Source organism: Denitratisoma sp. agr-D3 (assembly GCF_054658675.1).
On record NZ_BAAGIA010000003.1, the window covers coordinates 647721 to 669907 of the forward strand.

The window sequence follows — 22187 nt, forward strand, 5'->3', positions numbered from 1 at the left end:
GGGAAAAGCTTACTACTTTTCTAGGCGAAGTTCTGCTGCACGCGCATGGGCGGTTAAACCTTCGCCATGCGCGAGAATGGAGGCAATGCTTCCAAGGCCTGCGGCGCCCCGGGCGGAAACATCAATCAGGCTGGAACGCTTCTGGAAATCATAGACGCCCAGCGGGCTGGAAAACCTTGCACTGCGGGATGTCGGCAACACATGGTTGGGGCCTGCGCAGTAGTCTCCCAAGGATTCGGAGGCGTACGGGCCGATGAAAATAGCGCCGGCGTGCCGAATCTTGGGCACCAATGTCTGGGCGTCCTTCACGGACAATTCCAAATGCTCGGGGGCGATGCGGTTGGCAACGGCACATGCCTCATCCAGATTGCTCACATGGATCAGTGCGCCCCGGCCGCTCAGTGAAGCAGCGATGGTTTCCTTGCGGGGCATGGTCGGCAACAGCTTCTCGATGCTGAGGATGACCTGCTCGATGTACGCGGCATCCGGGCATAGGAGGATGGATTGGGCCAGTTCGTCGTGTTCCGCCTGGGCAAAAAGATCCATGGCCACCCAGTCTGGGTCGGTGGTACCGTCCGCGATGATGAGCACTTCGGATGGTCCTGCCACCATGTCGATGCCCACCGTACCGAACACACGCCGCTTGGCGCTGGCGACATAGGCGTTGCCGGGCCCGACGATTTTGTCCACCTGGGGAATGGTTTGCGTACCGTAGGCCAAGGCCGCCACGGCCTGGGCACCGCCGATGGTGAAAACACGATCGACACCGGCCAAATGTGCGGCCGCCAACACCAGCGGATTCTTTTCACCCCTGGGCGTCGGGGTAACCATGATCAGTTCCCCTACGCCGGCCACCTTGGCGGGCAAGGCATTCATCAATACCGATGAGGGGTAAGCCGCTTTGCCACCCGGCACATAAAGGCCGACACGATCCAGAGGCGTTACCTTTTGCCCCAAGCGCGTGCCATCCGCCTCGGTGTATTCCCAGGAGTCCGCCTTTTGCCGCTCGTGGTAGCTGCGCACCCGCTCTGCCGCCATCTGCAAAGCCTCGCGCTGCGCCGCTGGCAGTGCAGCGAAGGCAGCCGTCAACTCGGCCTTGGGTAGTTCCAAGGCCATCATCGAGGCCGCATCGCAGCCATCGAAACGCCGTGTGTAATCCAGCACCGCTTCGTCACCCAAGCGACGCACGTTAGCGATGATGTCAGCCACGGCCTGTTCGATGGCCGCATCGGTGCTGTTGTCGAACGCCAGCAAACGATCAAGGTCCGAGAGAAACTCCGGCGAGCGGGTGCTCATGCGACGGATGAAAATGGGCGTGCTCATTGGATGGCCCCTTCGAAAGCCTCGATCACCGGCTGAAGCAGGTCGTGCTTGACCTTCAGCGCTGCCTGGTTGACCACGAGACGGGAGGAAATCGCCATGATCTCTTCCACTTCCATCAATTGATTGGCTTTGAGCGTCGCGCCACTCGAGACCAGATCGACAATGACCTCGGACAGACCAGCTAGCGGCGCCAGTTCCATAGAGCCATAAAGCTTGATCAGGTCCACGTGGACGCCCTTCGCCGCAAAGTGCTCCTTCGCGGTGTTCACGTATTTGGTTGCGATCCGCAACCGGGCGCCAGGACGGGCGGCTGCGGCATAGTCAAAACCGACCGGCGCGGCAACACACATGCGGCACTTGGCGATGTTCAAGTCCAGGGGCTGGTACAAGCCAGCACCACCATGCTCGATCAACACGTCCTTGCCGGCAATGCCCAAGTCGGCTGCGCCGTATTGCACGTAGGTGGGTACGTCGGAGGCCCGCACGATCACGACCCGTACATCCGGCCGGTTGGTGCCGATGATGAGCTTGCGCGAGCTTTCCGGGTTTTCGTTCGGCACGATCCCTGCCGCTGCCAGCAAGGGGAGCGTCTCTTCAAAAATGCGGCCCTTCGAGAGCGCGATGGTGATGCCGTCCACAGAGGATTCCGTCCGATCAGGGAAAGGTTGCGATTTTAGCCCAGGCCCTCAATTCACCCGGCGCACCCGGGCGCCGAGACCGGCCAACTTCTGTTCGAGGCCTTCGTAGCCCCGGTCCAAATGGTAGATGCGTTCGATTAAGGTCTCCCCTCTCGCCGCCAAGCCAGCCACCACCAAACTCGCCGAGGCCCGCAAGTCCGTTGCCATGACGGTGGCCCCGCTCAAACTGGCGGCACCGGTGACGACGGCGGTATTGCCGTCGATCTTGATGTCCGCGCCGAGGCGGATCAACTCCACCGCGTGCATGAAGCGATTCTCGAAAATGGTCTCCCGGATCACGGCCGTGCCGTTGGCCACGCAGTTGATGGCCATGAACTGGGCCTGCATGTCCGTGGGAAAGGCCGGATAGGGCGCGGTGCGGATGGACACTGCATTGAGCCGCTGCGGCGCCTTGAGGCGAATGCTCTCCCGCTGGCACACCACCTCGCAGCCGGCGTCCATCAATTTATCGATCACGGCATCCAAGTAGGCGGCGGAGGTACCGGTCAGGGTCACATCGCCACCAGTGGCCGCGGCGGCACACAGATAGGTACCCGTCTCAATACGATCCGGCATGATGCGATGGGTCGTGCCGCGCAGGGACGCAACGCCCTGGATGCGGATCACATCGCTTCCAGCGCCGGAAATCCGCGCGCCCATGGCCACGAGACAATTGGCCAGATCCACCACCTCGGGTTCCCGGGCAGCGTTTTCAATCACGGTTTCGCCGTCCGCCAGACATGCGGCCATCATCAAATTCTCGGTGCCGGTCACCGTCACCATGTCGGTGAACAGACGGGCCCCCTTGAGTTTGCCGCCCTGAGCCTGCACGTAACCCTGGTCCACGGTGATTTCCGCACCCATGGCCTGCAAGCCCTTGATGTGCTGGTCCACTGGCCGGGCGCCAATGGCGCAACCGCCGGGCAAGGAAACCCGGGCCGACCCACAGCGAGCCATCAAGGGGCCGAGAACGAGGATGGAAGCCCGCATGGTTTTCACCATCTCGTAGGGCGCCACCGGATTGTTGAGGCCGGAGGCATCGAGAATCACCGTGTTGCCATAACGCTCCACCGCCACCCCCATCTGGGCCAGCAGTTTGAGCATGGTGCCCACGTCGTTGAGGTCGGGCACATTGGTGAATGTGACGGGCTCCGCCGTCAGCAACGCGGCGCAAAGCAGCGGCAAGGCGGCATTCTTGGCACCGGAAATCGCCACTTCGCCCTTGAGGGCCACGCCCCCTTCAATCAGCAACTTATCCACGGCTGGCTTCCCATTCCTCGGGCGTCAGGGTCTTCATGGATAAGGCGTGAAGCACGCCGGACGCCAGATGGTCCCGTACCGTATCGAACACCCGTTGTTGCCGCTTGACCCGATTGAGTCCGGCGAACTCGGCACTGACGATCACCGCGTCGAAGTGCTGGCCATCGCCTTCCACATGGGCAAACAAGCAGGGCATGCCCTCGGTGATCCAGGTTTCGATTTGTTGGGGGTCGAGCATGGAAATTCTCTTTCAGGGCCGATCGATCAGGCCCGCAACTTGTAGCCGCGCTGGAGCAGAATCAAGGCGACCGCCCCGATGCAGGCAAAGCAGAAGGAAACAACCGCCAGACTCTGCCAAGGCGACACGTCGGAAATACCGAAAAAGCCGTAGCGGAAGCCGTCGATCATGTAGAAAACAGGATTGTACCGGGACACTCCTTGCCAAAACGGCGGCAGGGAGTGAATCGAGTAAAACACCCCGGAAAGGAAGGTCAACGGCACGATCACGAAGTTCTGGAAAGCCGCCAGTTGGTCGAATTTGTCCGCCCACAGCCCGGCCAGAATGCCCAGGGCCCCCATCAAAGCGCCGCCAAGCAGGATGAAAGCCACAATCCAGACCGGGCTGTTGAATCCCACGGGGGCGAAGGCCAAGGTAACCGCCAACACCCCGATCCCCACGATAAACCCGCGAATGGTGGATGACAGCACATAGGCGTTGAACAGGGACAAGGGCGAAATGGGCGGGAGCAGAATGAAAACAATGCTGCCCATGACCTTGGCCTGGATCAGGGACGAAGAGGAATTGGCGAAGGCATTCTGCAACACCGCCATCATGACCAAGCCAGGCACCAGAAAGGCCGTGTAGGGCAAGGTGTCGTACACCCGCACGTGGTCTTCCAGCACATGGGAAAAGATCAGCAAATACAGCAGCGAGGTCAACACCGGTGCCGCCACGGTCTGGAAACCCACCTTCCAGAAACGCAGGATTTCCTTGTAGAGCAAGGTCAGGAAACTGATCATGCCGCCCCCTCGCTGTGCCGATCTTCCTGCATCAGGCGGACGAAGACCTCTTCCAGGTCGGTCTGGCTCACGGTCACATCTGCCAATGCACAACCCGCTTGACGCAGCCGTGCCAAGATTCCCTCCACCTCGTCCGCCTGGGCGAAGGGGATGACCCAGCCATCGCCTAGGGATCGGGCCACGACGGCCAGATCCTGGGGCAGCGATTGCCCGTTCGACAAACGGACATGAAGGGCATGGGCGGAGAAACGGCGCAGCAAATTGGCCGTGCTATCCAAAGCCACGATGCGCCCGCCCTTGAGCATGGCAATACGGCCGCAGAGGGTTTCCGCTTCCTCCAGATAGTGGGTGGTGAGAACGATGGTATGGCCTTCCTCGTTCAATCGGCGGATGAAACGCCAAAGGGCCTGGCGTAACTCCACATCCACCCCCGCCGTGGGCTCATCGAGTACGATCACCGGCGGCCGATGAACCAGGGCCTGGGCTACCAAGACGCGCCGTTTCATGCCGCCGGACAGGGAACGCATGCCCGCATCCGCCTTGTCGGTCAGGTCTAAATTGTGCAAGACCTCATCGATCCAATCATCGTTGCGGCGAATGCCGAAGTACCCGGACTGAAAGCGCAGTACTTCCCGCACGGTGAAGAAGGGATCGAACACCAGTTCCTGGGGAACCACGCCCAAATGCCGACGGGCCTGGCGAAAATCCTTGCGCACGTCGTGCCCCATCACCGCCAAGGAACCGCTATCCACCCCAACCAAGCCGGCCAGGGCAGAAATCAAAGTGGTTTTGCCAGCCCCGTTGGGACCCAACAGGCCGAAGAATTCCCCTTGGGCAACGTCCAGGCTGACGCCGGCCAAGGCTTGGAGATCGCCATAGCGCTTGGCAACCTGGCGGATCGCAATCGCCGGAGTCATAAATGCCTGCCGGCGAACCGTCAGGCCAGGGGCAGCAGATCGCTGACGCCGTAGACGTCAGCCATGCTCAGCAGGCCTTGGGGAGGATTGATCAATTGCAACGTCTGGTTGCGCGCCTTGCTCGCCCGCAACCAACCGAAAACCACGGCCAAGCCAGCGGAGTCGACCTCGGTCACGGCCGCCAGGTCGAACACGGGCTTACCACCCTCGGCAAGCTTGACCAAGGCCTGGTTGCCGGCCTCCAGCAGGGTCTTGGCGGAGCCTAGATTCATGTCGCCCTCAACCACCAGGCGACCGGTTTCCTCACGAATCATTTTTTGGCAACGGGAGTGTCAGCGGCCTTGTTCTTGGCCTGAAGGGACTTCACCAGGCCGTCCAGGCCATTGTTGGCGATTTCCTGGCGGAACTGGTCACGGTAGCTGGTCACCATGCTGACGTCGGCGATCACCACGTCGTACACCTTCCAACCAGCGCCATTCTTCTCCAGCTCGTAGTTGATGCCAATGGCCTTGGCGCCAGGCTGTTTGATTTCGGTGCGCACGGTCACCTCGGTATCCGCAGCAGCCATTTTCAGCGGCTTGAAGTCGATGGTCTGGTTTTTGTAGGCGGTCAAGGCATTGGAGTAAGTGCGGACCAACAGGGTACGGAACTCGTCGGACAGCACCTTCTGCTGAGCCGGGGTCGCTTGGCGCCAGTCCTTGCCCACCGCCTGAGCGGTCATGCGCTGGAAGTTGAAATGGGGCAGCACCTTGGCCTCCACCAGTTCGATGGCCTTCTTGGTGTTGCCGTTCTGGATATCCTTGTCCTTGCGGATGATTTCCAGGACCTCATTGGAAACGTTCTTCACCAAGACATCAGGCGCGTCATCGGCATGGGCCGGGGCGGACAAGAACAAGGGAGCAGCACAGGCCAGCAGGGCAAACAGTCTTTTCATTTTCCGATTCCAGTCAATCACTCGTCGTCAGTGTTACGCGGCGGCGCGCCATCGTAGACCAGGCTACGACGACGTTGCAGGTAGGCGTCACGGATATAGGAATATTTGTCGAGGGCAGCTTCCTCGATCACCTTGTCGGCCGGCAGCAACTCGGCACGGTCGCTCACCAAGCGGGTCACGATCAAGGTGTTGCGGGCAGCGACATTATGCATGTCGGCCACGGGGTCGGCCGCTACGTCAGCCACCAAGCCCACCGTATCCCGTACGTTGCGGGGGCCGAAGACCGGCACCACCACATAGGCGCCCGGACCGACACCCCAACGACCGAAGGTCTGACCAAAGTCCTCATCGTGCTTTTCCAGCCCCATGTCGCTGGCCCAGTCGATCAGACCGAGCACGCCGATGGTGCTGTTGACCACGACACGGCCCAGATCGCTGGCAGCCTCGGGCACCTTGCCCTGGAACAGGTTGTTCACGCCGATGAAGACGTCGCGGATATTGCCGAAGAAATTCGACACGCCGGTCTTGGCGGGCGTGGGCAGGGCTTCGTCGTAGCCTTGGGCCACGGGTTTGAGCACTGCCTTGTCGAGGCCTTCGTTGAAGGCGAACATGGCACGGTTGAACCCTTCGATGGGATCCTTGGGATTCCCCGAGGTGGCGCAGCCGCCCAACAACCCGGCGGTGGCAGCCAAAGCGGCAAACGTTGCCAAGCGCTTGTTTCGATTAGACCTCACGAACAGCCCCTTCCTTTTTGAAATTTTCCCGATTTTGCCATTTACTTGGCGGCGGCAGGCTCGGAAGCCTTGTTGAACATGAACTGGCTGATGAGCTTTTCCAACACTACCGCCGACTGGGTTTTCTTGATGCTATCGCCGGCTTTCAGCATTTCGGTGTCCCCGCCCACCTCGAAACCGACGTATTGCTCACCGAGCAGGCCGGAGGTGTTGATCGTGGCAAAGGTATCCCGGGGGAACTTGTAACGGGCGTCGATCTGCATGGACACCTGGGCGACATAGTTTTCCGGGTCGAAGGTGATGGCGGAAACACGACCCACGACGACGCCGGCGCTCTTGACAGCACCCCGGGGCTTGAGGCCGCCGATATTGTCGAATTTGGCCTGCAAGGTATAGGTCTCGCCGCTACTGGCGCCGGTGAGATTACCGACCTTCATGGCCAGGAAACCCAGCGCGACGATGCCGATAGCGACAAAAAAACCAACCCAAAGGTCGAGCGTGGCACGATTCATTTAAACACCTCGGAACATGATTGCAGTAAGGATAAGGTCAGCCGCCAGGATGGCCAGGGAGGAGGTCACCACTGTGCGGGTCGTAGCGCCGGAAACACCTTCCGCAGTCGGATCGGCATCATAGCCCTCGAATACCGCAATCCAACTGATGATGACGCCGAAAACAAAGCTCTTGATGACGCCATTCACAATATCTTCACGAAAATCGACGGAAGCCTGCATCTGGGACCAGAAGGAGCCTTCGTCCACGCCGATCATCTTTACTGCGATCAAATAGCCGCCGAACACCCCCAGGGCGGAAAACAGCGCGGCCAACAAGGGCATGGAAATCACGCCAGCCCAGAAACGGGGCGCCACGACGCGGGCAATGGGATTGACCGCCATCATCTCCATGGCAGAAAGCTGCTCGGTGGCCTTCATCAGGCCGATTTCGGCGGTAATGGCGGAGCCTGCGCGGCTAGCGAACAGCAGGCCAGCCACCACCGGGCCCAATTCCCGCACCAAGGAAACGGCCACCAAAATCCCTACCGCTTCGGATGAACCATACCGCTGCAAGGTGTCGTAGCCCTGTAAGCCCAGCACCATACCGACGAAAAGGCCGGAAACCAGAATAACAATCAGGGACAGGACGCCGGTGAAATAGATTTCCCGGATGGTGAGATTAAAGCGGCGGAGCGCGGTTCCCGAATACAGAAAAATGGCCAGGAAGAAACGGCTGGCAAACCCCAGCCGCCAGATGCGGTCCGTGACGCTACGACCCAGGGAGCGCAGAGCGCGAACGACTTTCTCAAGCACGGGCTACCTCTTGCAGCAACGAGGCGCCATAGGGCGGCGCCGGATAATGGAAGGGAACGGGGCCATCGGCCTCCCCCCAGACGAATTGGTGTACATAAGGCGTCCGGGACTGTTTGATCTGCTCCGGGGTGCCTTCGGCCACGATCTTGCCCTCGGAAACGAAATAGACGTAATCGACGATCTTGAGGGACTCCTGCACATCGTGGGTCACCACGATGGAGCAGCCGCCCAGGGCGTCGTTCAGGGTGCGGATCAATTGCCCCACCACCGACAGGGAGATGGGATCCAGCCCGGCGAAAGGCTCGTCGTACATCATGATCATCGGGTCCAGGGCGATGGCCCGGGCCAAGGCCACCCGCCGCGCCATGCCGCCCGACAGCTCGGAGGGCATCAGCTTGTGCACGCCGCGCAAACCCACCGCGTGGAGTTTCATCAGCACCAGGTCGTGGATCAGGGACTCGGGCAGATCGGTGTGCTCCCGCATCTGGAAAGCCACGTTGTCGTAAACCGACATGTCCGTGAACAAGGCACCGAACTGGAACAACATCCCCATCCGTCGCCGCAGGGCGTAGAGGCCGTCGCCATCCAACTCATGCACCACTTGGCCGTCAATGGACACCGAGCCGGAAGTGGGACGCAACTGCCCCCCGATCAGGCGCATGGTGGTGGTCTTGCCGCAACCGCTGGAGCCCATGATCGCCACCACCTGGCCCCGATGGATCTCCATATTGATCCCGGTCAGCACAGGCCGACGGTCGTAGGTGAAATTGAGGTTGCTGATCTTGACCAGCGGCTGGGTAGACACGGCTGAAACGAATCCTGACGTAAAAGAGGCTGGATTCTATCAGATGCCGCCTTTTCCCTTAATGACTGACCTTCGGCTATGATCGGCCGCCATGGGCCTCGCCACCGCCCTGCCGCCGCCCTTGCCCGCGACGGATTCGGGCAGCGCCGGACCATGGTTTTACCCTCCGGCCGCGCCCCGGTGGTCGGCATCGAGCAATCGTTCCTCTATTCAGACATTCCGATGTATCTCAATCACTTCGGCCTGAACGAGCTTCCCTTCCGTATCACCCCCCATACGGAATTCTTCTTCTCCGGCGCCAATCGGGGCTCGACCCTCGACGCCCTGCTCTACGCCATCACCCATGACGAAGGCATCGTCAAGGTCAGCGGCGAGGTCGGCAGCGGTAAGACCATGCTCTGCCGGGTGTTGATGGAACGACTGCCCGCCTCCGTCGCCATTGTCTACCTGGCCAATCCCAGCCTGTCCCGGGACGATATCCTCTACGCCATCGCCGACGAGCTGAACCTCCACCTGACCGAGGGCATGCGCCCCAACTCCGTGCTGCGCCAGCTTCAGGAACACCTGACCCAATTGAACCGGGAGGAAAAGCGGGTCGTCATCCTGGTGGACGAAGCCCACGCCATGCCCGTCGAGGCCCTCGAGGAAATCCGCCTCCTCTCCAACCTGGAGTCCAAGCGCCACAAGCTGCTGCACCTGGTGCTGTTCGGCCAACCAGAGATCAACGACATCCTCGCCCGGCCTGACATGCGGCAGCTGAAGGAACGCATCACCCACAACTTCCTGCTGGAACCCCTGGTGCGGGACGACGTAGCCGAATACATCGAATTCCGCTTGCGGGCCGCCGGTTATCGCGGTCCCAACGTCTTCAGCCCCCAGTCCACCCGGCTCATCGCCGAGGCCTCCCTGGGACTGACCCGACGCATCAACATACTCGCCGACAAGACCCTGCTGGCGGCCTTTTCCGAGAACACCCACCAGATCACCGCCAAACACGTCCGCACCGCCATCAAGGACTGTGACTTTAGCCCCGCCACCCTTCCCGGCTACCGCCCCCCCCAGCAGGCGCGCCCCTACCTGGCGGCCACCATCGCCCTGACCCTGATCGGCGCCACCTACCTCCTCACCAAATTCTCCGGCCAGGATGGAGAGCCTCCCCAAGCACCATCCTCGGCCCAGGCCCAACCCGCCCCGGCCGAACAACCGCCCATGGCCGCCGTGCCTGCACCTGTCACACCACCCGCCGCCGCCCCGGTGGTTGCAGTGGCAACTGGCGCCCCCTCCGCACCTGTAACGACACCCGTCGCCAGCCCGGAAGCGTCCAAACCCGCCGTGCCGACGCCCCAGGCAAGCACACCGACGGCCGCAACCAATCCCCTCTGGGATACCGCTCTGGCCTCGGGTAGCCAGTGGATCAAGACCGCCCCGACCGACCGCTGGTTCATCCAATTGTTCTCCGTGGATGCCAGCAAGATGCCGCAAGTGGAAACCTTCCTCACCCAGGCCAAGACTGCCGGCCTGGACATGGGCCAGACCCGCGGCTACCAGTCCGACCTCAGTGGCCGCATGCGCCTCGGCGTCATCTACGGCGACTACGGCAGCGCCCAGGAGGCCCACCAGGCCATCGCCCACCTGCCGCCAGCCATCCAATCCAGTAATCCCTTCGCCCGGCCCATCAAACAGCTTCGCTAGTTCCCAATCCGGAAAACCCGCCGAAATTTGTCCAAGGTCAACAAATTCCCTTGGCATAACAGGATAAGCTGAATCCCCTTGGCATAAATCCATGCCCATCCAGGCATGGCCATGTCCCTCGACAAGGTGATTCCAGTGTCCCGGCTCCCACTTTCCTCCGCCGCTGTACTACTGCCCCTTTCCCTGGTCCTGGGCTGCGCCACGCCACGTGCCATGGGGCCCGCGTCGGCCCATCTCAGTACCGAGGACCTCCCGCTAGTCACGGGAACCATTCCGGCACCGGTACAAACCACGTTGTCGCTGCCCAGGCCACGCCTAAGCACCAAAACCGAAACCTATAGCGTCGTCGTCAATAACGTTCGCGCCCAGGATTTATTGTTTGCCTTGGCACGGGATGCCAAGCTCAACATCGATATCCATCCCGGCATCGACGGCAACGTCACCCTCAACGCCATCGACCAAAGCTTGCAACAACTACTGGGGCGTATCGCCAAACAAGTGGATATGCGCTGGGAATTGGACGGCAAGAACCTGGCAGTCGTGCCCGATACGCCTTTCCTGCGCACTTACCGGGTCGATTACGTCAACATGAACCGGGATACCAGCGGCACGGTAACGGTCACCACCCAGATCGCCTCGTCGCCGGGCATGGCCGGGACGACGACGGTGGCCGGGAGCCCCACCAGCGGTGGCAACAACAATTCCCTGACGCGGATAGAGAACAAGGCCCAGCACCACTTCTGGGGCACCCTGGAAAAAAACATCAAGGACATCCTCCACGAGACGGACAAGATCCTGCCGGAAGGCTCCAGCGAGACCCTGATCGAGCGCACGGATCAGAGAACGGTGGAAAGCGAAAAAAGGAACGGATCCCCACTCAAGCACAAGAATGGAAATCTCAACCCTTCCCACGGGGGAGTGGACACAAGCCAGGAAGAAGGCTCCACCTTCGTCCGGCGTAGCACCTTCCGAGAAGCGGCTGCCGTCATCGTCAACGCCGAGGCAGGCGTTGTCACCGTACGCGCTACCGCCAGGCAGCACGAAAAAATTCAGGAATTCCTCGACCAGGTGCTCGCTTCTGCTCGACGCCAAGTCATGATCGAAGCCACCATCGCCGAGGTGCGGCTGGCCGACAACTATCAGCAAGGGATCAATTGGTCAGCGCTTGCCTTGGGACGGGCCGGTTTCACCGTCAAGCAAGGAGCAGCCGGTGCCCTGACCGCGCCCACCGCCAGCTTTCTGGAACTGTCCTACAGCAATAACGCCTCCCGCCTGGGCAACCTTTCCGGCACGATCAAGCTGCTGGAAAGCTTTGGCAACGTCCGCGTCCTTTCCAGTCCCAAACTTTCCGTCATCAACAATCAGACAGCCGTGCTCAAGGTCGTGGACAACAATGTGTACTTCACGATCAAGGCCGACACCACGACCAACCAGACCACCAGCACCACCACCTACACGACCACCCTGCAATCGGTACCCGTGGGTTTCGTCATGAACGTGACGCCGCAAATCGGGGAACAGGACACCGTGTTGTTGAACATCCGCCCCAGTATCTCGCGCATCGTCGACTATGTGGACGATCCCAATCCAGCCCTGAAGGCCGCTGGCGTGACCAGCAAGATTCCCGTCATCCGCACCCGGGAAATGGAATCCATGATGCGCATCGACAACGGCAACATCGCGGTGATGGGCGGCTTGATGGAGGATGAACTCAATGAACAAAGGGACGGCATCCCCGGCCTGTCCCGGCTGCCAGGGGTCGGTAACTTCTTTCAACAGCGCAACGACAGCCGGAACAAAACAGAGCTCATCGTCTTTCTCAGGCCCACTGTCATCAAGGAAGCCAGCCTGAGGGGTGACTTTCAGGCCATGCAAGACAATCTTCCGGGCAAGGAATTCTTTTCAATGCCCCAGGACTCGCGCTGACGCAAGGGGGGAACACCGTGAGCCTACTTGCGAATGCCCTTGGCAAAACCATCCAAATTCGAAGCGATGGCATTCCTCCACCGGAAACCCTGGCCCGGCTGGCGGTGTTGAATGTTTTCCATGCCAAACAAGCACGCCGAGGATGCACGTACTCCCACCAAAATTCTCTGGTGACCGGGACCTTGGCCCTTTGCCTCTGGCTCGGCGGAACGCCCAGCCTGGAAGGCAAGACCCAAGCGGGCATTTCATGGCCGCTCGTCCCTCCGCATTCCTCGGCCAGTGCTGCCGGGGTAAAGAACCAGGGCCTCGACGACATACCACCACGACATTCATCCGCCGCTGCCCGGAAAGCGTCGGGACGTAGCGCCTACCGATCCGCATCCAGTGATGAGGATCAAGGCCATAGTCCAGTACGGAATCAGACTGCCGCAGTCTTTGCCGGGGCCACGGCGATCCGTATCGAGAAATTCCGTCCGGCCCACGACCCCTTATTGGAAAGTGCCTATGCGTTCTTTCAAGAGGGCAGACTCGACGCTGCCATCAAAAACTACGAGGCAGTGCTCAAACGGGAGCCCACCCATATCGACGCGCTCACGGGCCTGGCCGCAAGCCGCCTGCGCCAGGGGGAGGATGCCCAGGCACTGTCCCTGTTCCAGCGTGTGCTGGAACTCGACCCGCGCAACGGCCTCGCCCATAACGCCCTGGTGAGCCTACGGCCAAGCATGGCCTCACCGCTGCTGGAAAGCCATCTCAAGACAGCACTGGCCGATCAGGGAGGTGTACCGATTCTGTATTTCGGTCTGGGCAACCTATATGCCCGCCAGGGGCGTTGGCAGGACGCCCGTCATGCCTATGCCCTGGCCGTGGAAGGGGAGCCCGGCAACCCCGACTATCTGTTCAACCTGGCCGTCAGCCTGGATCAATTGGCGCAGTGGCCCTTGGCGCGCCGCTATTACGCCCAGGCCTTGGCAGTCGCGGAACACGTGCCCCCTGCCTTCGAGCGATCACAGGCCGAGGCACGACTACGCCTTCTTTCCCCTTGACCGGAAAGCCGCCCATGGACACCCCCTACCCCCTGCGAACCGACAGTCGTCGTCCTATCGGCCAAATCCTGTTGGATCAGGGGCTGATCAGCGAGGATCAACTGCGCATCGCCTTGCTGGAACAGGAGAGATCGCCGCAAACCCTGGGCAAGCTGTTGGTGGAACTCGGCTTCATCACGGAGGCAACCCTGCGCGATGCCCTCGGGCAATCCCTGGGCCATGTGGCGGTAGATCTGGCCCGCGTCACCGTCGATGCAGCGACGCTTGGCATGGTGCCGCAGGAACTGGCCAAGCGCCACGGCCTGCTTCCCCTGGCCTACGACGCGCTCCAGCAGCGGCTCACCATCGCCACCGCGAATCCGAACGACATCGTTGCCCTTGATCGCTTAAAAATCCAACTGGGAGGAACGCCCCACATCGAACCCCTGCTGGCCGGCGAACAGGAGATTTACCGCGCCATTGACCAGTATTACGGCCATGAGCTCTCGATTGACGGCATCCTCCACGAAATCGAAACCGGGGAAGTGGACTACCGTTCCCTGGCAGTCTCCACGGAGGAATACAAACAACCCGTCGTGCGCCTGATGGATGCGCTGTTGACGGATGCCGTCAAACGCAACGCCTCGGACATCCATTTCGAACCGGAAGCCGGCTTCCTCCGCATACGCTACCGCATCGACGGCATGCTGCGTCAGATACGGGCCCTGCACAAATCCTATTGGCCGGCCATGGCGGTACGGCTCAAGGTCATGGCGGGCATGAATATCGCCGAGACCCGGGCCCCTCAAGACGGCCACATCACCCTGGGCATCAACGGACGCCCCGTGGACTTCCGGGTGGCCGCCCATCCCACCATCCACGGCGAGAATCTCGTGTTGCGGATTCTTGATCGGCAAAACGGCATCGTTCCCATCGACCACCTGGGCCTTGACCCACAGCAACAGATGTTGCTGACCAGGATGATCGCCCGTCCCGAAGGCATCATCCTGGTCACCGGCCCCACCGGCAGCGGCAAGACCACCACCCTCTACTCCATGCTCCACCACATCAATCGGGAGGGCGTGAACATCATGACCCTGGAGGACCCGGTGGAATACCCCATGGCCATGATCCGCCAGACCTCCATCGCCGAGTCGGTCAAGCTGGACTTCGCCAACGGCATTCGCTCCATGATGCGCCAGGACCCCGATGTGATCCTGGTGGGCGAAATCCGTGACAGCGACACCGCCGACATGGCCTTCCGTGCCGCCATGACCGGCCACCAGGTCTATGCCACCCTGCACACCAACTCCGCCATCGGCGCCATTCCCCGCCTGCTGGACATCGGCATCCTGCCAGACATCATGGCCGGCAACATCATCGGCATCATCGCCCAGCGCCTGGTTCGCAAGCTTTGCCACCACTGTCGCCGGATCGCAGCGGACACAACCGCCACCATGGCATCGCCCATGCTGGCCGACATCGTGCACTACGCAGCCGTCGGCTGCGAGGCCTGCGACTTCCAGGGATATCGCGGGCGGATCGCCCTCATGGAGCTCTTGCCCATGGACCAGGAATTGGACGACCTGATCGCCCGCCGCGCCACGGCCCAGGAAATGCGCGCTGTCGCGGAGGAGCGGGGCTTCCGCTCCCTCGCCGAGGACGGCCTGCGCCGCGTGGCGGAAGGCGTTACCACCCTGGCCGAGGTGGCCCGGGTGGTGGACCTCGGCAGGCGACACTGAGCAACGTCCATGACCCTGCACGCCTACAAAGCCATGACGGTGGACGGTCGTGTCGTCGTCGGCCGATTGGAAGCCATCAATTCGACGGATTTGGAAATGCGCCTTGCCCGCATGGACCTGGACCTGATCGTCGGTTCCCCCTGCCGCCATCGGGCCTGGCGCGGCAGCGGACACCTGTCCCGTCGGGAGTTGATCAACCTTTGTTTTCACCTGGAACAGCTGGGGCGTGCCGGCGTACCCATCGCCGATAGCTTGGTGGACTTGCGCGACAGCCTTGAAACGATACGGGGACGGGAGGTCATCGCCGGCCTGATCGAGGGCATTGGCGGCGGTAAATCCCTGTCCCAGGCCATGGGTGAGCAAGCCAGGATTTTCGATGAGGTCTTTGTCAGCATGGTCCGGGCGGGGGAGGAAAGCGGACGCCTGCCCGAAGTGCTGCAAAGCCTGGGGTCTTCCTTACGTTGGCAGGACGAGTTGGTGGCCCAGACCAAGCGCCTGATCCTCTATCCAAGTTTTCTCGGCGTCGTGGTCCTGGCCGTGTTCTTTTTCATGATGACCTATCTGGTCCCCAAGATGGTGATCTTCATCCAGCACATGGGACAGCAAATTCCCCTGCAAACAAAAATCCTTCTGGCGACCTCGGACTTCATCGTCCATCACTGGCTGCTGGTGCTGGCAACACCCATCCTTGCTGGCCTGGCCGTGTACGAAGCGGCACGTCGGTCCCCTCAACTCCGGCATCGACTCGACGGCATCAAATTGGGGCTACCGCTCATCGGGGGTATTTTGAAAAAAGCCCTGCTCTCGCGCTTCGCCACCGTATTCGCCATGTTGTACGGCGCGGGTATTCCCATCCTCGATGCCCTGCGCAGCAGCGGACAGGTGGTGAACAACCATGTGCTACGCCAGGGCTTGCAGCAGGCCGCCTCATTGATCGCCGAGGGGCACAGCGTCGCCGGTGCATTCCAGCAACTGCCCCTGTTCCCGCCCTTGGTCATCCGCATGCTCAAAATCGGCGAAGGCACCGGCGCCCTCGACACGGCCTTGGCCAATATCGCCTATTTCTACGGCCGGGACGTCAAGGAATCCATTGAGCGGGGACAGGCCATGATCGAACCGGTGATGACCTTGCTGGTGGGTCTTCTCCTAGGTTGGATCATACTCTCGGTGCTGGGCCCCATCTACGACACCATCGCCCGGCTGAAAATCTGAGAACCATGGCCCTCCTCTCGCCACGACGTCTGTTGCTGCTCGACGACCTGGGACTACGGGCATATCGGAAACACGGGCGCGCCCTGTCCCTGGAGGAAACGTTCGGTGCCGACGCACCAGGCCGGGAAGCCTTTGCCACCTATCTTCGCCGCCATGAGGACAGCCGGTTCACCGTGGTGGCCGACCTGGTAGACGAGGAATTCCGCGAGGAACGGATTCCCCCCGTCCATGGCCGCGATCGCCGGGCACTGCTGGCTCGGCGCCTGGAACAATGCTTCCATGGCCTACCCCATTTAGCCACCTTATCCCTGGGGAGATCCCGCCAGGGTCGACGGGACGAATCGGTTCTGCTGGCGGCCCTGCCCCGCACCGCCTTGATTTCTCCCTGGTTGGAGATACTCAAGACGACCGGTAGCCGCTGTAGCGGACTGTACTCGATGCCCTTTCTCGTTGCCGCCTGGCATCGCCGCAGGCAGACAGCGGGCGTCGGGCAACTGGTACTCACCATGAGCCGTGGCGGTTTGCGCCAGACTTATTGCGCGCAAGGCCAGGTTCGCTTCTCACGATTGACGCCCATGGCCACCCTGGCGGCCGAGGACATCGCCCGCCACTGCATGGCGGAAGCCATGAAGATCAGCCACTACTTGGCAGGCCAATCCCCCACCGGTGATCAGGCCCCACTCCCGGTCCTCTTGCTCGCCCATCGCGACGACCACCCGCTGCTACGCCAACATTGCCACGATACGGATCACTTGTCTTTCATCTTCCTGGACTTGGCGCAGGAATACAGGCGCTTGCATCCCGCCAGCACGGCCGATCACTCCCTATGCGAAGAAGTTCTGCTATCAGAGCAACAGCATTGGCAAAGGCTGCCCCAATTCGCCAGCGCTGACCTGCTCCGCCCCCATCGACTCTGGTGGCTACGACGCGGTCTCGATCTCGTCGCCTTGGCAGGACTGACCGTCTGCCTCTTACTCGCCGTCGGCGTTCTGCTCCACGCCCATACCCAGGCCCAACGCAATCAGGACATGGCCGTCGCGGCCCAGCAAGACCGCGAGCGCTACGAAGCCATGCTGGCGACACTACCGACCGTCCCGATCGGGTTCGATGCCCTGCGCGACCGGATGGCTTCGTTTTTCTCATTAGAAAAGCACTCCCCCTCCCTGGACAGCGTCCTGACCCCCTTGAGTCGTGCGCTGGACGATTTTCCCGGGATTGAACTCGAGCACATCCACTGGCGGCTGAGCGATACGCCGAACGAAGATATTGGATTGAGTCAAACAGTCCGCCCCCCTGCCAATAACCGTCAAGATACGGCGGGACGACAGTTTTCCATTTTGGAACTCGACGCCAAGCTCATGCCGGTCACGATTAACCGGGATCAGAGAGATGACATCGAAAGCCTTGCCCAGGCCCTGACCCAGACACCACGGACCCACGTCGCCATCCGGCGCCACGCCCAGACCGACGCTTCGGCAGGCGTATTGCGTGATCGTGCAGCGACCATCGATGAGCGCCCCGCACAGGCCTTCAGCCTGCGCTTCATCCGGCGACTGGACTGACCATGGCTCCGCCGCTTTCCCTCGCGACACTCAAACCCCTGCGCGGCAGCTTGACCCGGCTGTTGCTGGCGACCTGCCTCGGTGCCGGCGTCCTCACCGCCGCCCGTGACCGCGACAACCAAATCCAGCACGAAGCCCAACGCCTCTCAGCAGAAAGCCGCGACTTACACCACAAGCTGTCCCGCTTACAGGAAGAGGAAAACGAGTTGCGGAGGGCCATCGCCGGCTACGGTCGCCTCGAAAGCCGGGGCATCGTCGGCCCGGAGCAGCGCTGGGCGTGGCTGGCGACCCTTGATCGCATACGCCAAGACAGAAAACTACCGGACCTTCAGTACGAACTTGCCGCCCAACGGCCCGTGGACATTGCCGCCCCGTCCACCAGGGGCCTGGGCGCCCAATGGAAATCCAGCACCATGACCCTACGCCTCAACCTGCTGCACGAAGAGGATCTACTGCACCTGCTTGACGACCTGGCACAAGCAGCGCCCGCCTTCGTCCGCCCCCGCCGTTGTGATTTGTCCCGCCTCCCCATCGAGTCCGCTCCAACACTGGCGACACTGCGGGCCGAGTGCCAATTGGACTGGATCACCCTGGAGGATGCACGATGAGTCATCGATGGTCCCTGTTTACCTTCTTCGCGGCCTGGGGCCTCGGTGTTTTTCCACCCCAGGCCGGTGCAACCAACGCCCTCCTGGGCCGGTTATTCCTCACCCCGGAACAGCGCCAGTTGTTGGATCGGCAACGCCAATCCGCCCAGGGGGAGGCATCGCTCCTCACCGGGGAGGTCCTGCGCCTCGATGGCATCGTCCGTCGCGGCGGCGGAGCGACGACCGTCTGGGTCAATGGCCAACGCCTCGCCCCGGGCAGTGTGGGGCCACTGGTGGTCCCCCGTGGAACATCGCCCGATCAGGCCCGCTTGGCAACGCAAACCGGCGGCGAAACCCTGGCCGTCGGGGAAGGCTTCCATCGCCCCTCGGGACAAAGACGTCCGCTGCTGGGCTCGGGCATCCTGCTGATTCAGCGCCAACGCTGAATCTCCCCAGTCCGCCATGGGCCAAGGTCACCGTCGCCCGCTGCACCCCCGACGCCATCGGGGCATTGCCTTGATGGCCCTGCTGGCGTTATTGGCGATGGCCCTGCTCTATGACGTCGCAGGCGGCCTGGGGCAACAGGGGTGGATACGTCACGAAGCGGAAACCACCGGCCGACAACTGCAATGGGCCAAGGATGCCCTGCTGGCTTACGCCGCCACCTATCCCGACAGCCATCCCAACCAGGTTTTCGGCTACTTTCCCTGCCCCGACAGCGATGGCGACGGTGACGCCGACTCTGCGGACGCCGCCTGCGGCGGCAATGACGGCAAGGCAACTATCGGCCTGCTGCCTTATAAAACCCTCGGTCTCGCGGACAATCAGGACGGCAGCGGGCAATGCCTCTGGTATGCGGTGTCGGGCGCCTTCAAGGCCGCCACCAGCAAGGCGCCTGCCCTGAACTGGGACACCCAAGGCCAATTCGATATTCGCGACGCACAGGATGCCATCCTGGAAGCTCCCGATGATCCCCGAGGCGGTGCCGCGGCCGTTGTGTTTGCCGTCGGGCCACCCCTTCCCGGCCAGGATCGCAGCATCGGCGCATCCCAGCCCTGCGGAGTCTCGGCGGCCCATCCGGCGGCCGAGGTTTATGCCCAATATGTGGACGTGGATCCCCGCCGGGCAGACCCCACCCTTTCTGCGCCCTTCCCCGGCGAATCCCTCGCGCCCCTTCGTCTGGTCCAGGGTGCGAACGTCCCAGGTCGCAACAACGACCGCCTGGTCTGGATTACGCCCAAGGAACTCTGGCAATCGATCCTCAAACGCAAGGACTTGAGCAGCGCATTGGATGCCAGGATCAACGCCTTGCTGCTGGACCTCCAGGCCAAGTTGAGCAATAACCTGAACAGCTATTCAACTGCCCCCAACCGCGCCATGCCGACCAACCTGGTCTATGGCAGCAACACGGCCCTGGCCAACGACTACGCCGCGTTCAAGGACCACCTGCGCTATCTGCGCTGCGCCACCGCCAACAGCTACTGCTACAGCCTCAACGGCGCAGCCTGCGACGGCTTGCTGCTGTTTGCTGGCAGCGCTGACGCCGTCGCCAACGGCACGGCCTCGCCACGACCGAGCTCCCTGCGGAGCGACGCCCATTACTTTGAACCCGCCGGCGCGCTCCCCTTGTTGGCGGGGACCACCACCAGCCTGAACAACGCGCCGCAAAACTTCAGCAACTTGTCCCCTACGACCGACCTGGTACTGTGTCTCACGCCCAAGCCCATCAGCAACAGCGACATGATGAGCGCCACCAATCCGAGGGTGACCGGCTATGCCGCCCTCGTTACCACCACCGGCACCAACTTGCGCTTGGGCACCCCCAGTCCTTCCGGCAGCGTCAGCCCCCTCAACTATTACGGTTGCTTCTGGTATCCACTGCCACAACCCTTTGGCAGCGGACTGCGGGTTTACTTCGACTATGTGGTCAGCGCCCGCAGTGAGGGCTTCACTTTCACCCTGGCCGATGCCGATACACGCCGTAATCCGTCGACGAATATGTGCGGCAGCCATGGCGATGCCCTGGGTTATGCCGGCAATAACGGCGCCGTCGCGCCCATCCGCCCGCCCAAGATGGCCGTCGAATTTGATTTCGCCACCAGCAATCCCGGCCCCCTGGGTATCGACCGTCACGATCCAGCCACTGCGCCCGCCCTGCACTTCGCCATCGACTACTGGGGAGTAGACGATGACGGCAGCGACGACGTGACCCACGGTGCGGGCGACGGCATGGCAACGCCGCGTAATCCCAGCAGTACGCCGGGCCTGGCCCACCCCAGCAGCAACATCGCCAACGGCACCAGGGTTTATGTCCGGCTGGATATCAGCCGCAGCTATTCCCCTGCAAACCAGACAGGGAAGTACCAGATCGTCGCCTACCTGGCCAAGAGTTTTTCGGGAATGAACTGCTTGTCCAGCGATTTCGCCAATCTGAGCCAGGACCTGGATGTGCTCTGTCCTTCCCTCAACACCAGTGCCAGCGGGCTATCCATGGTCTCGGACAGCATTGCCCTGACCGACCTACCCGACCATGGCGAGGCCATGCAGAAGATCTACCTGGGCTTCACCACCTCCATGCAGGGGGGTGGCAGCCAGCAGGTCAATATCGGCAACTTCCAGGCGGTACGGCGATGAACTGCGATAAGGAAATACGGGGTTTCACCCTAACCGAGATGGCGATCGTCCTGGTCATCGTCGCCCTGTTGATCGGTGGCCTGGCACTCCCCCTCTCCACCCAACAGGAAATGCGGGCGCTGGAGGAAACCCAGCATCGACTGACCGATGCCAGCGAAGCCCTGACCGGTTTCGCCGCCATCAATGGCCGACTGCCCTGTCCCGCCACGACGACGTCCCAGGGACAGGAGGATTGTGCCGGCAGTGCCGGTAATGGCGGTTATTACGGCTACCTGCCGGCCGCCAAACTGGGGCTCCCCAGCGACGGCCAAGGGCGGATGCAGGATGGCTGGCAGCAACCCCTGCGCTACGCGGTCAGCGGCGCCAATTTCGGCGGCATCAGCACGGGCGTGTTCGTCACCGCCAACGGTTTGCGCACCGCGACCCTGGCCGCGTTGTCAGCCCACATGGGAGCCAATCCCTTGCTCAGCATCTGCACGGGCAGCAGCACCATCGTGGCGGCGGGAACGGCCAACGCCGCCTGCGACAGCAGCGGCAAAATCACCGACAGCGCCGCCGCAGTGGTGTATTCCACGGGGAAAAATACTTCCTGGGGTGGCCAGGCCGGGGATGAAAACCATAATCCCAACCCCAATAGCGGTCTGGCCCCGGACCCCGCCTTCGTCCACCACACGCCAACCCCGGCCGGCTCGGCAGCGGGGGAATTTGTGGGGAGGTGATCGTTTTGGCACGGGGGAAGAGAGCGGGCTGGTAGGTGAATAGCCCGCAACGGTGCGGGATGGCGGCGGATTCAGGGGTTATGGGTGGCCGCCGCGAAAATGCGCAAAAGTGAT

Annotated in this window: 22 protein-coding genes; 10 read left to right on the forward strand and 12 right to left on the reverse strand. The window is 61.8% G+C overall.

Features of this window, described 5'->3' with window-relative positions; translation table 11 throughout:
- Positions 1 to 12 precede the first annotated feature (12 nt).
- From hisD to ACYQ2U_RS11705, 12 genes are read right to left on the reverse strand one after another with little or no spacing between them, the layout of a single operon-like run.
- Positions 13 to 1323 carry a histidinol dehydrogenase gene (hisD, locus tag ACYQ2U_RS11650; RefSeq protein ID WP_459950536.1) on the reverse strand — a complete coding sequence of 437 codons (1311 nt, stop codon included), beginning with the start codon at positions 1321 to 1323 and terminating at the stop codon, positions 13 to 15.
- Positions 1320 to 1961 (reverse strand): ATP phosphoribosyltransferase, encoded by a 642-nt coding sequence (hisG, locus tag ACYQ2U_RS11655; protein ID WP_459950537.1) that lies wholly within the window; start codon positions 1959 to 1961, stop codon positions 1320 to 1322. The genes hisD and hisG overlap by 4 nt, the downstream gene beginning before the upstream one ends.
- Before the next feature lie 48 nt (positions 1962 to 2009).
- Entirely contained in the window at positions 2010 to 3260 is a 1251-nt protein-coding gene (murA, locus tag ACYQ2U_RS11660; RefSeq protein WP_459950538.1) for a UDP-N-acetylglucosamine 1-carboxyvinyltransferase, read from the reverse strand.
- Positions 3253 to 3498, reverse strand: coding sequence for a BolA family protein (locus tag ACYQ2U_RS11665; RefSeq protein WP_459950539.1), 246 nt, complete (start codon positions 3496 to 3498; stop codon positions 3253 to 3255). Before ACYQ2U_RS11665 ends, murA begins: the two co-directional genes overlap by 8 nt.
- A gap of 26 nt (positions 3499 to 3524) precedes the next feature.
- Positions 3525 to 4280: an ABC transporter permease gene (locus ACYQ2U_RS11670; RefSeq protein ID WP_459950540.1), complete on the reverse strand. Its 756-nt coding sequence runs from the start codon at positions 4278 to 4280 to the stop codon at positions 3525 to 3527.
- Positions 4277 to 5197, reverse strand: a complete 921-nt coding sequence (locus tag ACYQ2U_RS11675; RefSeq protein ID WP_459950541.1) for an ABC transporter ATP-binding protein — start codon at positions 5195 to 5197, stop codon at positions 4277 to 4279. Before ACYQ2U_RS11675 ends, ACYQ2U_RS11670 begins: the two co-directional genes overlap by 4 nt.
- A gap of 20 nt (positions 5198 to 5217) precedes the next feature.
- Positions 5218 to 5511, reverse strand: a complete 294-nt coding sequence (locus tag ACYQ2U_RS11680) for an STAS domain-containing protein (protein WP_459950542.1) — start codon at positions 5509 to 5511, stop codon at positions 5218 to 5220.
- A complete protein-coding gene (locus ACYQ2U_RS11685) occupies positions 5508 to 6131 on the reverse strand; it encodes an MlaC/ttg2D family ABC transporter substrate-binding protein (protein WP_459950543.1) in 624 nt (207 codons plus the stop codon). The genes ACYQ2U_RS11680 and ACYQ2U_RS11685 overlap by 4 nt, the downstream gene beginning before the upstream one ends.
- 17 nt (positions 6132 to 6148) lie before the next feature.
- Positions 6149 to 6865, reverse strand: coding sequence for an MlaA family lipoprotein (locus ACYQ2U_RS11690; protein WP_459950544.1), 717 nt, complete (start codon positions 6863 to 6865; stop codon positions 6149 to 6151).
- A gap of 41 nt (positions 6866 to 6906) precedes the next feature.
- Positions 6907 to 7377 (reverse strand): outer membrane lipid asymmetry maintenance protein MlaD, encoded by a 471-nt coding sequence (gene mlaD / locus ACYQ2U_RS11695; protein WP_459950545.1) that lies wholly within the window; start codon positions 7375 to 7377, stop codon positions 6907 to 6909.
- Positions 7378 to 8172 carry a lipid asymmetry maintenance ABC transporter permease subunit MlaE gene (gene mlaE, locus ACYQ2U_RS11700; RefSeq protein WP_459950546.1) on the reverse strand — a complete coding sequence of 265 codons (795 nt, stop codon included), beginning with the start codon at positions 8170 to 8172 and terminating at the stop codon, positions 7378 to 7380.
- Complete coding sequence (locus ACYQ2U_RS11705; RefSeq protein WP_459950547.1) at positions 8165 to 8977, reverse strand: ABC transporter ATP-binding protein; 813 nt, start codon at positions 8975 to 8977, stop codon at positions 8165 to 8167. The genes mlaE and ACYQ2U_RS11705 overlap by 8 nt, the downstream gene beginning before the upstream one ends.
- Before the next feature lie 153 nt (positions 8978 to 9130).
- Here ACYQ2U_RS11705 and ACYQ2U_RS11710 point away from each other — a divergent pair, with 153 nt between their 5' ends.
- The 10 genes from ACYQ2U_RS11710 (at position 9131) to ACYQ2U_RS11755 (ending at position 22073) form a co-directional block, all read left to right on the forward strand.
- Entirely contained in the window at positions 9131 to 10669 is a 1539-nt protein-coding gene (locus ACYQ2U_RS11710) for an AAA family ATPase (protein WP_459950548.1), read from the forward strand.
- A 111-nt stretch (positions 10670 to 10780) separates the two neighbouring features.
- Complete coding sequence (gene mshL / locus ACYQ2U_RS11715; RefSeq protein ID WP_459950549.1) at positions 10781 to 12595, forward strand: pilus (MSHA type) biogenesis protein MshL; 1815 nt, start codon at positions 10781 to 10783, stop codon at positions 12593 to 12595.
- 170 nt (positions 12596 to 12765) lie between these two features.
- Positions 12766 to 13638, forward strand: a complete 873-nt coding sequence (locus tag ACYQ2U_RS11720; protein WP_459950571.1) for a tetratricopeptide repeat protein — start codon at positions 12766 to 12768, stop codon at positions 13636 to 13638.
- Positions 13639 to 13652: 14 nt separating this feature from the next.
- The gene (locus tag ACYQ2U_RS11725; RefSeq protein ID WP_459950550.1) at positions 13653 to 15359 is read left to right on the forward strand and encodes a GspE/PulE family protein; all 1707 of its coding nucleotides are present in this window, start codon (positions 13653 to 13655) and stop codon (positions 15357 to 15359) included.
- Positions 15360 to 15368: 9 nt separating this feature from the next.
- Positions 15369 to 16571, forward strand: coding sequence for a type II secretion system F family protein (locus ACYQ2U_RS11730; RefSeq protein WP_459950551.1), 1203 nt, complete (start codon positions 15369 to 15371; stop codon positions 16569 to 16571).
- 32 nt (positions 16572 to 16603) lie between these two features.
- The gene (locus ACYQ2U_RS11735; RefSeq protein ID WP_459950552.1) at positions 16604 to 18133 is read left to right on the forward strand and encodes a hypothetical protein; all 1530 of its coding nucleotides are present in this window, start codon (positions 16604 to 16606) and stop codon (positions 18131 to 18133) included.
- A 2-nt stretch (positions 18134 to 18135) separates the two neighbouring features.
- A complete protein-coding gene (locus tag ACYQ2U_RS11740; RefSeq protein ID WP_459950553.1) occupies positions 18136 to 18741 on the forward strand; it encodes a hypothetical protein in 606 nt (201 codons plus the stop codon).
- A complete protein-coding gene (locus tag ACYQ2U_RS11745) occupies positions 18738 to 19166 on the forward strand; it encodes a hypothetical protein (protein ID WP_459950554.1) in 429 nt (142 codons plus the stop codon). The genes ACYQ2U_RS11740 and ACYQ2U_RS11745 overlap by 4 nt, the downstream gene beginning before the upstream one ends.
- Before the next feature lie 16 nt (positions 19167 to 19182).
- A complete protein-coding gene (locus tag ACYQ2U_RS11750; RefSeq protein WP_459950555.1) occupies positions 19183 to 21354 on the forward strand; it encodes an L-type lectin family protein in 2172 nt (723 codons plus the stop codon).
- Positions 21351 to 22073, forward strand: coding sequence for a type II secretion system protein (locus tag ACYQ2U_RS11755; RefSeq protein ID WP_459950556.1), 723 nt, complete (start codon positions 21351 to 21353; stop codon positions 22071 to 22073). The genes ACYQ2U_RS11750 and ACYQ2U_RS11755 overlap by 4 nt, the downstream gene beginning before the upstream one ends.
- Positions 22074 to 22187 lie beyond the last annotated feature (114 nt).

What these genes read in the sequence shown, in the direction of transcription:
- hisD (WP_459950536.1), bottom strand. Translation starts at nt 1,323, where the DNA reads ATGAGCACGCCCATTTTCATCCGTCGCATGAGCACCCGCTCGCCGGAG.
- ACYQ2U_RS11665 (WP_459950539.1), bottom strand. Translation starts at nt 3,498, where the DNA reads ATGCTCGACCCCCAACAAATCGAAACCTGGATCACCGAGGGCATGCCC.
- ACYQ2U_RS11670 (WP_459950540.1), bottom strand. Translation starts at nt 4,280, where the DNA reads ATGATCAGTTTCCTGACCTTGCTCTACAAGGAAATCCTGCGTTTCTGG.
- ACYQ2U_RS11675 (WP_459950541.1), bottom strand. Translation starts at nt 5,197, where the DNA reads ATGACTCCGGCGATTGCGATCCGCCAGGTTGCCAAGCGCTATGGCGAT.
- ACYQ2U_RS11680 (WP_459950542.1), bottom strand. Translation starts at nt 5,511, where the DNA reads ATGATTCGTGAGGAAACCGGTCGCCTGGTGGTTGAGGGCGACATGAAT.
- ACYQ2U_RS11685 (WP_459950543.1), bottom strand. Translation starts at nt 6,131, where the DNA reads ATGAAAAGACTGTTTGCCCTGCTGGCCTGTGCTGCTCCCTTGTTCTTG.
- mlaD (WP_459950545.1), bottom strand. Translation starts at nt 7,377, where the DNA reads ATGAATCGTGCCACGCTCGACCTTTGGGTTGGTTTTTTTGTCGCTATC.
- ACYQ2U_RS11710 (WP_459950548.1), top strand. Translation starts at nt 9,131, where the DNA reads ATGGTTTTACCCTCCGGCCGCGCCCCGGTGGTCGGCATCGAGCAATCG.
- mshL (WP_459950549.1), top strand. Translation starts at nt 10,781, where the DNA reads ATGTCCCTCGACAAGGTGATTCCAGTGTCCCGGCTCCCACTTTCCTCC.
- ACYQ2U_RS11725 (WP_459950550.1), top strand. Translation starts at nt 13,653, where the DNA reads ATGGACACCCCCTACCCCCTGCGAACCGACAGTCGTCGTCCTATCGGC.
- ACYQ2U_RS11730 (WP_459950551.1), top strand. Translation starts at nt 15,369, where the DNA reads ATGACCCTGCACGCCTACAAAGCCATGACGGTGGACGGTCGTGTCGTC.
- ACYQ2U_RS11740 (WP_459950553.1), top strand. Translation starts at nt 18,136, where the DNA reads ATGGCTCCGCCGCTTTCCCTCGCGACACTCAAACCCCTGCGCGGCAGC.
- ACYQ2U_RS11745 (WP_459950554.1), top strand. Translation starts at nt 18,738, where the DNA reads ATGAGTCATCGATGGTCCCTGTTTACCTTCTTCGCGGCCTGGGGCCTC.
- ACYQ2U_RS11750 (WP_459950555.1), top strand. Translation starts at nt 19,183, where the DNA reads ATGGGCCAAGGTCACCGTCGCCCGCTGCACCCCCGACGCCATCGGGGC.
- ACYQ2U_RS11755 (WP_459950556.1), top strand. Translation starts at nt 21,351, where the DNA reads ATGAACTGCGATAAGGAAATACGGGGTTTCACCCTAACCGAGATGGCG.